We start from the raw sequence: 14,211 nt of genomic DNA, 5'->3' as shown, positions 1-14,211 counted from the left end.
ATGAACAAGCATCAAGTCAAGGGCACCGTCGAGCGTGCCATCGGCCAGGCGCAGGAGAAGCTCGGCCGCGCGATCGACAGCCCGACGCAGGAAGCCAAGGGGGTCGCGAAGCAGGTCAAGGGCCAGGCGCGCAAGACCCTCGGCGACGCCAAGGAAATCGTCAAGGACGCCGGCAAGGAAGCCGGCAAGGCCTGACGGTCCTTCGCGCAGGCGGCGCGCGCGGCGCGGCCGTTGCTCCTCAGCGTTTGGCCAGCGCCGCCAGCGCGCCGTCGAGCGTCGGATGGCGAAACGCATACCCCGCGGCCAATGCCGCGCGCGGCACGGCGTTCTGCCCGTCGAGCAGCAGCGTCGACATCTCGCCGGCCAGCCAGCGCAGCGGCGCGGCAGGCAGACGCAGCCGCACGCGGCGGCCGAACGAGGCGGCCAGCGCGTGCGCGAAGCGTGCCTGCGGCGGGATGTCCGGCGCGACGGCGTTGACCGGCCCGTCAATGCGCGGCTGCGCCATCCCGAAGCGGATCAGCCCGACGGCATCGTCGAGGTGGATCCACGGCGCCGCCTGGCACCCCGAGCCGAGCACGGCGCCGAAGCCCCAACGCGCGCTCAGCGCCAGCATCGGGTACGCGCCATCGCCACGCCCCAGCACGACGCCGAAACGCAGCCGCACGACGCGCACCTTCAGGGCCTCGGCGCGCCGCGCTTCATGTTCGATCGCGGCGCAGAGCTCGGACTGGAACTCACCCGGCCGCGGCGCACTGCCCTCGTCGCGCTCATCGAACAACGCAGCCTCGGGCGACGCGCCGTAGTAGCCCACTGCCGACGCGCTGACCAGCACCCGCGGCGCCTGCTCAAGCCGGCGCATCAGCTCCACCACGGCGGCGGTGGTACCGGTGCGGCTGGCCAGCAGCACCCGCCGGCGCGCGGCGGTCCACGGCAGGCCGAGCACGCGCGCGCCGGCCAGGTTGACGATCGCGTCGATGCGCGTCTCGCACGGGATCGCGGCCAGGCTGTCGATCACCCACACGCCGGCGCCGAAGCGCGCCTGCGCCTGGCGCGCATCACGCGTCAGCACGATCACGCGGCGGCCGGCGCGCCGCAGCTCGGCGACCAGCGCGCTGCCGACGAAGCCGGTCGCGCCGGTGACCAGCACGGCCGGCGCATGCAGCGGCTGCGCTGCCGGGGCGCCGTCGTGCGCGGCCGGCCGCAGCCGCGCCACCGCCAGCGCGTTGCGCAGGCTCCACGCCAGCACGCCGACAGCGAACGACGTGAACAGCCACGAGAAGCCGCCATGCGAAGTCGGCGCCAGCGCCGTCGCCAGCTGCGACCAGTGCATCAACACCGGCGCGAAGAGCCCGAGGAATGCGCCGTAGCCGATCGTCAGCACGGTGTGCAGCAGCCGTTCGAAGGGCGGCAGCCGGCGCGTGCGGTCCTCCTCGAGAAAGTCGGCCAGCGTGATCACCAGCTCGGCCGCCAGCAGCGCGGCGAGCAGCAGCGCGCAGGCGCCGCGCCACTCGAACCACGCCAGGCCGATGAAGACGATGCCGTAGATCAGCTCGCGCGCGGCGTGCAGCGCCAGCTCCCGGCGCGCCGAGACGCGCTGCGGCAGCTTCGCCTGCAGCTCGTGGTGCCAGAGGTTGTCGAGGGCGCCGAGCAGCGCCTGGATCGAGAGCAGCGTGAGGACGGCGTTCATGTTCCGGCCCTTTCGTCGGGGTCGGCGAAGACGCCGGATTGGTGGAAGGTCTCGCCCCACAGCGGATGCACCATCGACAGCGTGAAGCGGAAGAATCCGAAGCCGAGGTTGGTGTGCGTGACGCGGCAGATGCCGGGCGACAGCAGCGCGGGCACCGGCAGCCGCAGGCGGCCGATCGCCAGCCAGTAGCGGCGGCTGCGAAAGACCAGGGCGCCGTCCTCCTCGAAGACGTCGAGCGCCATGCTCAGGCCACCGTCGGTGCGCTCGGACAATTCCCCGCTGCGGGCGTCGATCTCCTTGGTCGAGCGCACGACCTGCGCACTGCCGTCGAAGTGGCGTTCCCAGACCATGCCGCCACGGCCGTCGTCGTGCACCTGCACCGTCGTCGGCGCGCCGTTCACATTGAGGCCGGTCAGCGGGGCGCCGACGAGGCGCGCGAGCCACGCGAAGACCCGGCCGATGCGCGAGCAGCGCAGGTCCGTGCGGCCGGTGTAGAGCGCGTCGCCATGGCCGGCGGCGAAGCGGCGCCGCACCGCCGGCGGCAGCCGCGACCAGCCCTCGGCGCCGACCAGCGCAGCAAGGTCGAGCGGCGCGCGGACGGGCGGGATCTCGCTGCGGCGGCGGGCAGGGAGCAGGGGCGACAGGGCAGACATCGAAGGGCTCGTCGGGTGGTGGACGAAGCGCTCATCGCGAGAAACGAGCCAAGCCGATGCTCACTCGCAAGTACTTGATTTCATTGGAATTTGCGATGCGGCCTGCATACTTCGTATACAGTCCTCGCAGCACCTGTCGTCTACTTCGTTGACAGGTGCCAACTCGCGCCGCCCATGCTGATCCACGCCTTCCTCGGCTTTGCCCTGTTCGAGACGCTGGCGCTCGCCGGCGTGCTGCTGTGGTGGGCCGACCGCGTGGCCGGCGCGCGGCTGCTCGCCGCGTTCCTGACGGGCATCGCGATCTGGATCGCCGGCAACGAGCTGCCGAACTGGCTCGGGCCCGCCACCGAGCGCCTGACGCTGGCGCTGCTGTCGACGGCGCCGCTGACCTCGTCGTTCTTCTTCCACTTCTGCGTCGTCTTCTGCCGCGTTCGGATCGGCCGCGCCGGCGTGGCGGCGGCCTACACGCTCGGCGCCGGCGCGTCGCTGCTGGCCTTGCTGGTCGTGCCCGGGCGCATCGTCTGGCAGCAGCACGTCGGCTGGATCGCGATCGCCAACAACATCGGCTGGATCGCCAGCCTGGCCTGGGTGATCCTGGGCATCGGCGGCATCTCGGTGCTGCTGTGGGCGCTGGCGCGCGCGCAGCGGCCCGCCTTCAGCCAGATCGCCGCGGTCACCGCCTCGTGCTTGTGGGGCCTGCTGTGCTTGAGCGGCTACGGCATCGCGGTGCTCGACCTGCCGCTGTACCCGTTCCCGCTGCTCGCGCTGCCGCTGTACCCGGTGATCCTGGTCTACGGCATCCTGCGCTACGGCGTCTTCGTCGCCAACGCCTGGGCGCGGCGCGCGCTGGTCTGGACGCTGCTGCTGGCGGTGGGCGCGGCGGTCGTCGCGCTGACGCCGCTGCTGCCGATCGAATCGCGCTGGATCGGCGGGCTGGCGGTCGCGGCGAGCTGCCTGGCGCTGAACGGACCGGTGCGGCGCTTCGCCGAACGGCTGGTGTACCCGGGCGGCGAGGTGTCGGTGGCCGACCTCGCGGCCTGGCGCCGCGCGCTGCAATCGAGCGAGACCCCGCAGGCGCTGGCGCACGCGGCGGCCGATCTGATCAGCCGGCGCATCGGCACGCGGGTGGACGTGTCCATCGGCGAAGCGGCGCTCCTGTCTGACACCCAGACGCCGCGGCTGGTTTGCGCGCGCGGCAGCGATGGCTGGGACTGCGCGCTGCACGGCTGGGATGCCGCGCCGCCGGGTCCACGCCATGCGGCGGAGCTGTTCGGCACCGTCGTCGCCGAGGCCGCCGCCCGCGTCGAGCAGGCGCAGCAGATCGCCGCGCGCGAGCGCGAGCGTCAGTTGCAGGCGCGGCTGGCCGAGCTCGGATCGCTGGCCGCCACCGTCGCGCACGACATCCGCAATCCGCTGAACATCATCTCGATGGCCGTGGCCGGCGCACCCGGCGAGACGCGCCGCGAGGTGGCCGATCAGGTGGCGCGCATCTCGCACCTGACGCGCGACCTGCTCGACTACGCCAAGCCGTGGAAGTTGTCGAGCACGCCGCTGGACCTGGCCGCGCAGGTGCGCACCACGGCGCTGCGGATGCCCTCGGTGCGTCTGGGCGCCGGGCTCGATGACGAATTGATCGTCGACGCCGACCCGCGCCGGATCGACCAGGCACTGACCAACCTGTTCGAGAACGCGCGGGCCGCCGGCACCCAGGTGCAGGTGGATGCCGAGGCGGCCGATGGTGCCGTGCTGCTGCACGTCTGCGACGACGGTCCCGGCGTACCGCCCGAGATCCGCGAGCGCCTGTTCGAGCCCTTCGCGTCGCGCAGCCCCGGTGGCACCGGTCTCGGGCTGGCGATCGTCGCCCGCATCATGAGCGCGCATGGCGGCGCGGTCGCCCTGACCGAGCGGCCGCCGTGGCGCACCTGCTTCACGCTGAGTTTTCCGAGGACACCGCCATGAGTGCCGCCGCGCCTGAAGCTGCCGAAACCGGCCGCGTGCTGCTGGTCGACGACGAGCCCGCATTCCAGCGCCTCGGCGGATCGTTCCTGCGCGGCCTGGGCCACGAGGTCACGATCGCCGGCGATGGCCAGCAGGCCTTGGCCGCCTTCGAGCGCCAGCGGCCCGAGTTGGTGCTGCTGGACCTCGCGATGCCGCCGCACATGGACCCGGAGATCGGGCTCGACCTGATCCCGTTGCTGGCGCGGATTCCGGTGGTCGTGCTGACCGGCCATGGCGAGCACGAGCTGGCGCTGCGCGCGACCGCGCTCGGCGCCTGGGACTTCCTGACCAAGCCGATCGATCCCGACATGCTGCGCTTCGTCGTCGCGCGGGCGCTGCGCAAGGCGCGGCTCGATGCCGAGCTGATGTCGCTGCGCGCGGGCCAGGCGGCGGACGACCTCGGTCTGGTCGGCCAGGCACCGGCGATGACGCAGTTGCGCGCGATGGTGCGGCGGGTGGCGCAGACGGCCGTCAGCGTGCTGGTGCTCGGGCCCACCGGCACCGGCAAGGAGCTCGTGGCGCGCGCATTGCACGGCTGCAGCACGCGCAGCGGCGGGCCTTTCGTCGCGATCCACTGCGGCGCGCTGTCGGCCGAGCTGCTGGAAAGCGAGCTCTTCGGCCACATCAAGGGCAGCTTCACCGGCGCCTACCGCGACCAGCCGGGCCTCGTCGAAGCGGCGCACGGCGGCACGCTGTTTCTCGACGAGGTCGGCGAGATGCCGCCGCCGATGCAGGTCAAGCTGCTGCGCTTCCTGCAGGAAGGCACGTTCGTGCCGGTCGGTGGCCGCGTGCAGAAGCATGCCCAGGCGCGCATCGTCGCCGCGACGCACCGCGACCTCGAAGCCATGGTGCGCGAAGGCACGTTCCGCGAGGATCTCTTCTATCGCCTGAAAGGCGTGGTGCTGCGCACGCCGGCGCTCGCCGAACGCGCGGGCGACGTGCCGCTGCTCGCCACGCGCTTCCTGCACCGCACCGCCCCGCGCGCCGGGTTGTCGGCCGGTGCGCTGGCCTGGCTCGCCGCCCGCGAGTGGCCCGGCAACGTGCGCGAGCTGAAGGCGGTGATCGAGTCGGCGGGCGCGCTGCTGCCGCCCGATCAGCGCGAGGTCGACGCCGAGCTGCTGCGGCTCGCGAGCGGCGATCCGGCCGATCCGTCACGTCCCGAGCCGGCATCGACGCCCGAGGGTGCCGGCCCGCTCGATGCGGCGCTGAGCGAGCTGGAACGCCGCCTCGTGCGCGACGCGATGACCGCCGCCGACGGCAACCAGTCGGAAGCCGCGCGGCGGCTGGGGATCTCGCGGGTGGGGCTGATCAAGAAGTTGACGCGGCTGGGCTTGCGCTGAGCACGGTTTCGGGCTTCTGGCATGGGTACACGAGACCGGCGTGCTGCAAGCCGCGCTCCGCCGTACAATCCTCGGGTTGCCGCGCCTCGCTCACCGACGCGGCATCGTCGCCTGACACGGCCGACGGCACCCAACCCAGCCGCCCGCCGCACCCCTCTGACCGGCCTCGCCGGTTTCCCGCGGATCGTCAGCCTCCCCGACCGTGAGTCCCCGCACGGGAGATCCTGACGTTACTCGTTCGAACAAGCCATCCGTGCCCCGGCAGACGCCGCCGCACGGGGCTGCTATCTCCATATTTACCCGCAAGGAGCCTCGTTGGCTAAGGAAGAACTGATCGAAATGCGCGGCAAGGTCGAGGAAGTGCTACCCGACTCGCGTTACCGTGTCACGCTGGATAACGGGCATAGCCTCGTCGCCTACACCTCCGGCAAGATGCGCAAGCACCACATTCGGATCCTGGCCGGCGACAACGTGTCGTTGGAGCTGTCGCCCTACGATCTGACCAAGGGCCGCATCACGTTCCGGCATATCGAAACGCGGCCCAGTTCCGCGCCTCGTCCGGCACAGCGCAGCTTCCGCTGAGCCGGGCCGGTCAGCGATACTGTTTCACCCCCGCGTCGTCGACAACCTCTTCGCATCGACGATGCTTCTCTGAAAGGCACCCCACCGTGGGCAACAAACTCTACGTCGGCAACCTCGCGTACTCGGTTCGCGACGACAACCTTCAACAACAGTTCGCCGCGTTCGGCACCGTCGCTTCGGCGAAGGTCATGATGGACCGCGATACCGGCCGCTCGAAAGGCTTCGGCTTCGTCGAGATGGGCTCCGATGCGGAAGCCCAGGCCGCGATCCGCGGCATGAACGGCAAGTCGGTCGACGGCCGCGCCCTCGTTGTCAACGAGGCGCGTCCCAAGGAAGACCGGCCGGGCGGCGGTGGCGGCTTCGGCGGTGGCGGCGGTGGTGGCCGTCGTGGCGGCGGCGGCGGTGGCGGCTACGGCGGCGGCGGTGGTGGTGGCTACGGCGGCGGTCGCGGCTACTGATCCTCGCTGACCGGCGGGCTGCGTCCGCCGGCAACAAGAAAAAAGGGGCGCCCGCAGGCGCCCCAACCGGACAGCTTCAGGCGACGCGCAAACGCCGCGCCCTGAGGCGCCGGACCTCGCATGCGGTGCGCCCGTCGCACCTTGCGTCCGGACTGGCGGCTATCGCGGCTTGACCAGTCCGTTGAGCACGCTGTCGAGCCCACCGAAGACCGAGATCTTGTCGATGCGCTCGGCGATGCGTTCCAGCGACTCCAGCGCCTTGTCCCGGATCCTTGCGGAATCCGGGCCCTCGAGATGAATCGAGTGGAGCGGGTGCGCGTCTATGCGCTTCCCTTGCCCGGAATCGAACAGTCCTCGTCAGCACCAAGCCAACGCACGAACGCACGGCGGCCCTGCAAGGGCAGCGAGCAGAGCGACGGAATGGCCTTGAGCTGTCACGCTGAATGCTTCGAATGGATGCTGTGTGAATGCGCATCTGCAGCCGGGGGCTGCAGCGAGGTGGCGGACTGTAAGACTCTTCCTCGGCGTCAAGCGCGGAATCGCACGTCGGCGCGCCGACTCAATGGCTGGCGATTTCCTTCAGCAGCAACTTCATGCGCTTGCGCCCATCGGCATTCGTCGCCCGCCAGGCTTTCGACGCGAGCGCCAGGAATTGCAGCTCGGCGGCCGTCGGGCCGGAGACCTCGCGCGCTTCGTCGAGCCAACCGGCGGCGTAACCGCACGCCGCCTCGATCTGCCGCGCCAGCTTGTCGCCGATCGACCGGCTGCTCTTGATCTGGCTCCACATGCTGGGGCTGATCTGCAACTTGCGGGCGAAGGCTTGCTCCAGGCCCTTGGGCGGCACGCCGGCGCGCATCTGTTCTTCGGCGTAGTGCTGAAAGAGATTCAGGACGTTCTGTCGGCGATGGGCGGGATTCGGGTCCGGCACGGGGCGTGGGGCGCGTACTGCAATAGGGGGACGAAAGATTCTCGCATCCGCTTGACGACCAGGTGAAGACTATTTACAGTGCGCCACTTCGCTGCGGCCAAGACTGCAGCACCGAACAGCCACTGAACCTCCAAGGAGTCTCGAACGTGTTGAACCCAGGCCTCGCCACCATCTGCTTGCTGCCCGCATCGGGCGCAGGCATGGGCGCGCGTGCCGAAGGTTCCGGCGATCGCTTGCCTCCGGGCGAAGGAAGCGCATAGGCGCGCTGCCTTCCACTCGATTCACGTCGAGGCCCGGAATCCGAAAGGATCCGGGCCTCGTCGCTTTCTGGTCTGCAATCTGATCCGTAATCTCATGGCGGGTGTGCTTCGGCACAACGGCCGAATTTCACCCCAGCAGCGTCGGGGTGGCCCGGATGTGCGCCGCGGGGACGCCCGCGTCGTGCAGCGAGACAGCGCTGAGCGGACCTTCCGCCCTCGCGCTGGAGCACAACCGCGATGAGATTTCACCGAAGCCTCTGTCGAGCTCACGCTTGACAACGCCCCCAGGCGGCGTCGCCGCCGCCCCCCGAGGGGGATGAGCAAAGGGGCAAGGCCACATTTTGCTCAGGCGGAAATCGGCCGCAACGATAGGGCGGCTCCGGAACCCGTCACCGGAACCTTCACTCACCGCGCAGCCGCTCGAAGTGCAGTAGAAGCAACTCGATCCGCGCGGCATCGAGGAACGAAGATGACCACCCCCACCAAGACCCACTACAACGAAGAACTGATCCCCGGCGGCGTGCCGGTGAAGATGTGGACGCAGGGCGTGCCGGTCGAGGACGAGGCGAAGCGCCAGCTGGCCAATGCCGCGCGCCTGCCGATCGTCTTCAAGCACATCGCCGCGATGCCGGACGTGCACCTGGGCATTGGCGCGACCGTCGGCTCGGTGATCCCGACGCTGAAGGCGATCATCCCGGCGGCGGTCGGCGTCGACATCGGCTGCGGGATGATGGCCTGCAAGACCACGCTGACGGCCGAGGACCTGCCCGACAACCTGGGCCCGCTGCGCACGGCGATCGAGCGCGCGGTGCCGCATGGCCGCGCGCCCGGCGCGCGCGACCCCGGCGCGTGGAACAAGGTGCCCGGCGCGGTGGATACCGCGTGGTCGCAGCTCGAGCCCGACTTCGCCGAGCTGTGCCGCGACTATCCCAAGCTGGCCAAGACCAACAACCGCAACCACCTCGGCACGCTCGGCACCGGCAACCACTTCATCGAGGTCTGCCTCGACGAGCAGGGCTTCGTGTGGTTCATGCTGCACTCGGGTTCACGCGGCGTCGGCAACGCGATCGGCACGATGTTCATCGAGCTGGCGAAGCAGGACGCGATCCGCAACAACGTGAACCTGCCGGACCGCGACCTGGCCTACTTCGAGGAAGGTGCCATGTACTTTGGCGACTATGTGCGCGCGGTCGGCTGGGCGCAGAAGTTCGCGCGCCTCAATCGCGAGGTGATGATGCGCCGCGTGATCGAGGCCGCGAAGACCGTGATCCACAAGACCTTCCAAAGCCACATCGAGGCGGTGAATTGCCACCACAACTACGTGCAGCAGGAGCGCCACTTCGGCGAGGACGTCTACGTCACGCGCAAGGGCGCGGTGAGCGCGAAGCGCGGCGAGCTCGGCATCATCCCGGGCAGCATGGGCGCGCGCAGCTACATCGTGCGCGGCAAGGGCAACCCCGAGTCGTTCGAGAGCTGCAGCCACGGCGCCGGCCGCGCGATGAGCCGCGGCGAGGCCAAGCGCCGCTTCACGCTGGCCGATCACCGCGCGGCGACCGAAGGTGTCGAGTGCCGCAAGGACAAGGACGTGATCGACGAGATCCCGATGGCCTACAAGGACATCGATGCGGTGATGGAGGCGCAGCGCGACCTGGTCGAGGTGGTGCACACGCTGAAGCAGGTGGTGTGCGTGAAGGGCTGAACACGGGAGGCTCAGGGAGAACAGTGGCGTAGATCCCGCTGGCGAGCTGACGCGGTCGAAGCCGGCCCCGCCGGCGCCTCGATCCGGCCTAAGCTCGGCGGCTCGCTCGTTGCCACTGCCGGAGCCCGCCATGCCGCTGAAGCCCGAGGACCTGCGCAGCCACCGCTGGTTCGGTCGCGAGGCCATGCGCACCTACAACCATCGCTCGCGCATGGCGCAGCTGGGCTACGAGCGCAGCGACTACGCCGGCAAGCCGGTGATCGCGATCCTCAACACCTGGAGCGACATCAATCCCTGCCACTCTCACTTCAAACAGCGGGTCGAGGAGATCAAGCGCGGCGTGATCCGCGCCGGCGGTTTTCCGCTCGAGCTGCCGGCGATGTCCATCGCCGAGCCCTTCGTCAAGCCGAGTCCGCTGCTGTACCGCAATCTGCTGGCGATGGAAGCCGAGGAGCTGCTGCGCTGCCATCCGATCGACGGCGCCGTGCTGATGGGCGGCTGCGACAAGACGACGCCGGGTCTGATCATGGGCGCGACCTCGATGGGCCTGCCTTTCGCCTTCATGCCGGCCGGCCCGATGCTGCGCGGCAGCTTCGAAGGCCAGACGCTGGGCTCGGGCTCGGACATGTTCAAGCACTGGGCCGAAGTGCGCGCCGGCACCTTGTCGACCGAGCAGTGGGAGGGCGTGCTGTCGGGCATCGCACGCTCGCCGGGCCACTGCATGACGATGGGCACCGCATCGACGATGACCAGCGCCGCCGAGGCGCTGGGGCTGACCTTGCCCGGTGCTGCCAGCATCCCGGCGCCCGACTCGCGCCACGCGCTGATGGCGGTGGCGACGGGCCGCCGCATCGTCGAGATGGTCTGGGACGACCTGCGGCCGGCGCGCATCCTCGGCGCCGAGGCCTTCGACAACGCGGTGACCACGGTGCTCGCGCTCGGCGGCTCGACGAACGCGCTGGTGCACCTGATCGCGATGGCGCGCCGCGCCGGCGTCATGCTCGACCTCGACCGCTTCGACATGCTGGCCCGCCGCACGCCGCTGATTGCCAACCTGCGCCCGGCCGGCAAGTACCTGATGGAGGACTTCTTCTACGCCGGCGGCCTGCCCGCGCTGCTGCAGCGGCTGCGCGGCCTGCTGCACACCGGCGCGCCGACGATCAACGGCCGCACGCTCGGCGACAACATCGCCGAGGCGCGGGTGTTCGACGACGACGTGATCCTGCCGCTGGACCGGCCGCTGGTCGCCGAGGGCAGCCTGGCGGTGCTGCGCGGCAACCTGGCACCCAATGGCGCGGTGATCAAGCCGGCGGCGGCCGAGCCGCGCTTCATGCGGCACCGCGGCCGCGCGGTCGTCTTCAAGGACTACGCCGACCTGCAAGCCCGCATCGATGCGCCGGACCTCGAGGTCGATGCCGACAGCGTGCTGGTGCTGCAGAACGCCGGCCCGCTCGGTGGCCCCGGCATGCCGGAGTGGGGTCAGCTGCCGATCCCGAAGAAGCTGCTCGCGCAAGGCGTGCGCGACATGCTGCGCATCAGCGATTGCCGCATGAGCGGCACCAGCTTCGGCGCCTGCGTGCTGCACGTCGCGCCCGAAGCCTTCGTCGGCGGGCCGCTCGCTTTGGTGCACAGCGGCGACTGGATCGAGATCGACGTCGCCGCGCGGCGCCTGCACCTGGACGTCGGTGACGAGGAGCTCGCGCGCCGGCGCGAGTACTGGCGCCCGCCCGAGCCGCGCTACGTGCGCGGCTTCGGCGCCCTTTACGCGCAGCAGGTGACGCAGGCCGACGAGGGCTGCGACTTCACGCTGCTGGCGCGCGCCGGCGAGGTGCCGGAGCCGGACATCTACTAGTGGCTCACTTCTTCGTCAGGGTGGTCAGGCTCAGGCCTTCGATCTCCGCCTTGGCCTTGGCCGGCTCTTCGATCTCGATGACGATGCGGCCGACCAGGACGCCGAAGCTCGGCGAGGTGCGCAGGTACTTGGTCTCGCCGGCGTCGAGCTGGAAGCTGGCGGTCTTCTCGGTTTCGGTCGACGCCGAGGCCACGTGCTTGCCGGCCGGGCGGTCGACGTAGAAGAAGCCACCGGGCTGCGAGCTGCCGACGACCTGGTCATTGAGCTTGATCTCGGGCTGGATCGCGGCGCCGAACATCGAGCTCGAGCGGAAGAAGTAGATGCGGCCTTCGCCGGCCTTCAGCGTCGGGATCGACTTGGCGACCTCCGCGTACTTCGGTCCGCTCGCACAACCGGCGAACAGGGCGGCGGCGGCCAGCGTGGCGGCGAGGGCAAGGCGTCTTTTCATCGGGATCCTCCTGAGGACAGTGGGATGGGAGCGCCGAGGGGCGAGTAGGCCGACTCCCCCGGCAGGTAGAAGCCGACCAGCGAGCGGTCGGCGATGACGAGGTAGGCCTCGTGCACCTGGCGCCCTTCGATGCTGAAAACGGCATCGATCGGACGGAAGACGCGACCCTGCGCGACATCGCCGACATGGCGCCAGCGGCTGCCGCTCGCGAGCGTGCGGGTGTAGCCGGTGGGCAGGCGGATCTCGACGGCGCGGTCGAGGGTCAGCTCGGGGGCCGATGCGCCTGGGGCGGGCCGGAAGCTCACCGGCGTGGTGTCGATGGACGTCGCGCACGCGCTCAACAACGCGAGCGCAAACGTGATCAGCGCCGCGCACGCGGCGTTCGAATTCGGCATTGGAAGCTCCCTCGGTGGACTCTTGTCGGTCAGCGCGAGCAGCATATCCGCCGTCGGCCGCGCGACGGCCGGGCCGTCGGCGGTCTTACAACATCGGTTCGTGGGGGGCTCAGGCGGCGGCGCGCTGCGCCGCGGCCGGGCCGAGGATAGCAGTCAGCGCCGCGTCGAGGCGGGCGACGGTGCGGTCCGGATGCTGCAGCTTCTCGATGCCGAACAGGCCGAGGCGGAAGGTCTTGAAGTCGGCCGGCTCGTCGCATTGCAGCGGCACGCCGGCGGCGCTTTGCAGGCCCTGGGCCGCGAAGGCCTTGCCGGTGTGCAGCCCGTCGTCCTCGGTGTAGCTGACGACGACGCCCGGCGCTTCGAAGCCCTCGGCGGCCACGCTGGGCAGCCCGCGCGCGGCGAGCAGCGCCCGCACGCGCCGGCCGAGCGCCCATTGTTCGGCGCGCAGCTTCTCGAAGCCGCAGGCGCGCGTCTGCAGCATCGCGTCGCGCGTGCGCAGCAGCGCGTCGGTGGGCATCGTCGCGTGGTAGGCGAAGGCGCCGCCTTCGTAGGCCTCGATGATCTGCAGCCACTTCTTCAGGTCGGCTGCGAAGCTGGTGCTGGTGGTGTCGTCGATCGCCGTGCGCGCGCGTTCGCTCAGCATCACGAAGGCGCAGCAGGGCGAGCCGCTCCAGCCCTTCTGCGGCGCGCTGACCAGCACGTCGACGCCGGTGGCCCGCATGTCGACCCACAGGGCGCCGGAGGCGATGCAGTCGAGCACGAACAGGCCGCCGACCTCGTGCACCGCATCGGCCACTGCGCGCAGGTAGGCGTCGGGCAGCACGATGCCCGACGCTGTCTCGACGTGCGGCGCGAAGACGACGCCCGGTCGCTGCGCGCGGACCGCCGCGATCACTTCGTCGAGCGGCGCCGGCGCGAAGGGCTGCTGGCGGCCCGGCGCCACCGGCCGAGCCTTCAGCACCTGCTGCTCGCCGGCGATGCGGCCCATCTCGAGGATCTGCGTCCAGCGGAAGCTGAACCAGCCGTTGCGCAGCACCAGCACCGGCTGGTCCGTCGCGAACTGGCGCGCGACCGCCTCCATGCCGAAGGTGCCGCTGCCCGGCACGATGATCGCCGAGCGCGCGTGGTAGGCCTCCTTCAGCACGCCGCCGATGTCGCGCAGGGCCTGCTGGAACTTGCGCGACATGTGGTTCAGCGCGCGGTCGGTGTAGACCACCGAATATTCGAGCAGGCCGTCGGGATCGACGTCGGGCAGCAGGCCGGGCATGGCGGGGTCTCCGGGGAGGGGCAGTGGGCCGTCGAGCCTACCACCCACCCGCTTCAGCGGTGCCGGCGGCGCGCGGTCCAGCCGAGTGCCAGCAGTGCCGCCAGCAGCAGCGCGCGGCTGTCGGGTTCCGGAATGCCGATCGTGATGCTCAGCACGTCGCCGGCGTTCAGCGCGCCGGTGTCGATGCGCCAGTCGGTCGCGCCGGCGCTGCCCAGCGGGTCGCCGATGAAGACGTCGAGGAACTCGGGGCTGTCGAACTGCAGGTAGGCGGTCGAGCCATTCAGCTCGACCAGCGTGCTGCCGCCGAAAGTGCGCGTCACCGTGCCGATCGCATCGAAGTCCGCGATGCCGAGCGAGATGAACAGGCGCGACAGGCCGCTGCCGATGAAGTTGCGCACGATCGCGTCGAAGTCGATCGTCGCGCCGACGTCGGCGGCGGAGAGCGCGAAGTCGAGCCGCACCGGGCCGCCGTTGGCCAGGTCGAGGTCGAACGAGACCAGGCCATCGGCGCTGTAGTCGGTGACCGTGTTGGGGCCGGGCGTTGCACCGACGAGCACGGCGGCGCTGGCCGGCAGGTGGGCGGCCAGCACGAGTGCGGCCGTGGCAAGAAGCTGTTTCATGGTGGGGTGTGCCAGAGGGGGTTG

At 70.5% G+C, this 14,211-nt stretch carries 14 protein-coding genes; 7 read left to right on the top strand and 7 right to left on the bottom strand.

Going from position 1 to position 14,211, the window contains the following annotated elements; genetic code table 11:
* Positions 1 to 195 carry a CsbD family protein gene (locus tag HLB44_RS02825; protein ID WP_173120384.1) on the top strand — a complete coding sequence of 65 codons (195 nt, stop codon included), beginning with the start codon at positions 1 to 3 and terminating at the stop codon, positions 193 to 195.
* A 43-nt stretch (positions 196 to 238) separates the two neighbouring features.
* On the opposite strand, the gene HLB44_RS02820 is transcribed toward HLB44_RS02825, so the two are convergent.
* On the bottom strand, positions 239 to 1,687 hold the full coding sequence (locus tag HLB44_RS02820) for a TIGR01777 family oxidoreductase (protein ID WP_173120382.1): 1,449 nt from the start codon (positions 1,685 to 1,687) through the stop codon (positions 239 to 241).
* Positions 1,684 to 2,340, bottom strand: coding sequence for a DUF4166 domain-containing protein (locus HLB44_RS02815; RefSeq protein WP_173120380.1), 657 nt, complete (start codon positions 2,338 to 2,340; stop codon positions 1,684 to 1,686). Before HLB44_RS02815 ends, HLB44_RS02820 begins: the two co-directional genes overlap by 4 nt.
* A 174-nt stretch (positions 2,341 to 2,514) precedes the next feature.
* Between HLB44_RS02815 and HLB44_RS02810 the strand changes: the two genes are divergently transcribed.
* From HLB44_RS02810 to HLB44_RS02795, 4 genes are all read left to right on the top strand, one after another.
* Positions 2,515 to 4,299 (top strand): sensor histidine kinase, encoded by a 1,785-nt coding sequence (locus HLB44_RS02810; protein ID WP_173120378.1) that lies wholly within the window; start codon positions 2,515 to 2,517, stop codon positions 4,297 to 4,299.
* A complete protein-coding gene (locus HLB44_RS02805) occupies positions 4,296 to 5,678 on the top strand; it encodes a sigma-54-dependent transcriptional regulator (protein ID WP_173120376.1) in 1,383 nt (460 codons plus the stop codon). Before HLB44_RS02810 ends, HLB44_RS02805 begins: the two co-directional genes overlap by 4 nt.
* Before the next feature lie 315 nt (positions 5,679 to 5,993).
* Positions 5,994 to 6,260 (top strand): translation initiation factor IF-1, encoded by a 267-nt coding sequence (gene infA, locus HLB44_RS02800; RefSeq protein WP_173120374.1) that lies wholly within the window; start codon positions 5,994 to 5,996, stop codon positions 6,258 to 6,260.
* An 86-nt stretch (positions 6,261 to 6,346) separates the two neighbouring features.
* Complete coding sequence (locus HLB44_RS02795) at positions 6,347 to 6,718, top strand: RNA-binding protein (RefSeq protein WP_173120372.1); 372 nt, start codon at positions 6,347 to 6,349, stop codon at positions 6,716 to 6,718.
* A 559-nt stretch (positions 6,719 to 7,277) separates the two neighbouring features.
* Here HLB44_RS02795 and HLB44_RS02790 read toward each other — a convergent pair.
* On the bottom strand, positions 7,278 to 7,646 hold the full coding sequence (locus HLB44_RS02790; RefSeq protein ID WP_173120370.1) for a hypothetical protein: 369 nt from the start codon (positions 7,644 to 7,646) through the stop codon (positions 7,278 to 7,280).
* A 729-nt stretch (positions 7,647 to 8,375) separates the two neighbouring features.
* On the opposite strand from HLB44_RS02790, the gene HLB44_RS02785 reads away from it, so the two are divergent.
* Positions 8,376 to 9,605, top strand: a complete 1,230-nt coding sequence (locus tag HLB44_RS02785) for an RtcB family protein (protein ID WP_173120368.1) — start codon at positions 8,376 to 8,378, stop codon at positions 9,603 to 9,605.
* A gap of 130 nt (positions 9,606 to 9,735) precedes the next feature.
* Entirely contained in the window at positions 9,736 to 11,457 is a 1,722-nt protein-coding gene (gene araD / locus HLB44_RS02780) for an L-arabinonate dehydratase (RefSeq protein WP_173120366.1), read from the top strand.
* Between the two features lie 4 nt (positions 11,458 to 11,461).
* On the opposite strand, the gene HLB44_RS02775 is transcribed toward araD, so the two are convergent.
* The 4 genes from HLB44_RS02775 to HLB44_RS02760 all read right to left on the bottom strand — a co-directional run bounded on the left by HLB44_RS02775 (position 11,462) and on the right by HLB44_RS02760 (position 14,187).
* A complete protein-coding gene (locus HLB44_RS02775; protein WP_173120364.1) occupies positions 11,462 to 11,905 on the bottom strand; it encodes a DUF2846 domain-containing protein in 444 nt (147 codons plus the stop codon).
* On the bottom strand, positions 11,902 to 12,345 hold the full coding sequence (locus tag HLB44_RS02770; protein WP_246312013.1) for a hypothetical protein: 444 nt from the start codon (positions 12,343 to 12,345) through the stop codon (positions 11,902 to 11,904). The genes HLB44_RS02775 and HLB44_RS02770 overlap by 4 nt, the downstream gene beginning before the upstream one ends.
* Before the next feature lie 64 nt (positions 12,346 to 12,409).
* On the bottom strand, positions 12,410 to 13,567 hold the full coding sequence (locus HLB44_RS02765; RefSeq protein WP_173120362.1) for an aminotransferase class V-fold PLP-dependent enzyme: 1,158 nt from the start codon (positions 13,565 to 13,567) through the stop codon (positions 12,410 to 12,412).
* 53 nt (positions 13,568 to 13,620) lie between these two features.
* Positions 13,621 to 14,187: a PEP-CTERM sorting domain-containing protein gene (locus HLB44_RS02760; RefSeq protein WP_173120360.1), complete on the bottom strand. Its 567-nt coding sequence runs from the start codon at positions 14,185 to 14,187 to the stop codon at positions 13,621 to 13,623.
* Positions 14,188 to 14,211: the final 24 nt, after the last annotated feature.

This window comes from Pseudaquabacterium terrae, assembly GCF_013266755.1.
Classification (GTDB): domain Bacteria; phylum Pseudomonadota; class Gammaproteobacteria; order Burkholderiales; family Burkholderiaceae_C; genus Pseudaquabacterium; species Pseudaquabacterium terrae.
This window is presented reverse-complemented; position numbering and strand designations above follow the sequence as displayed.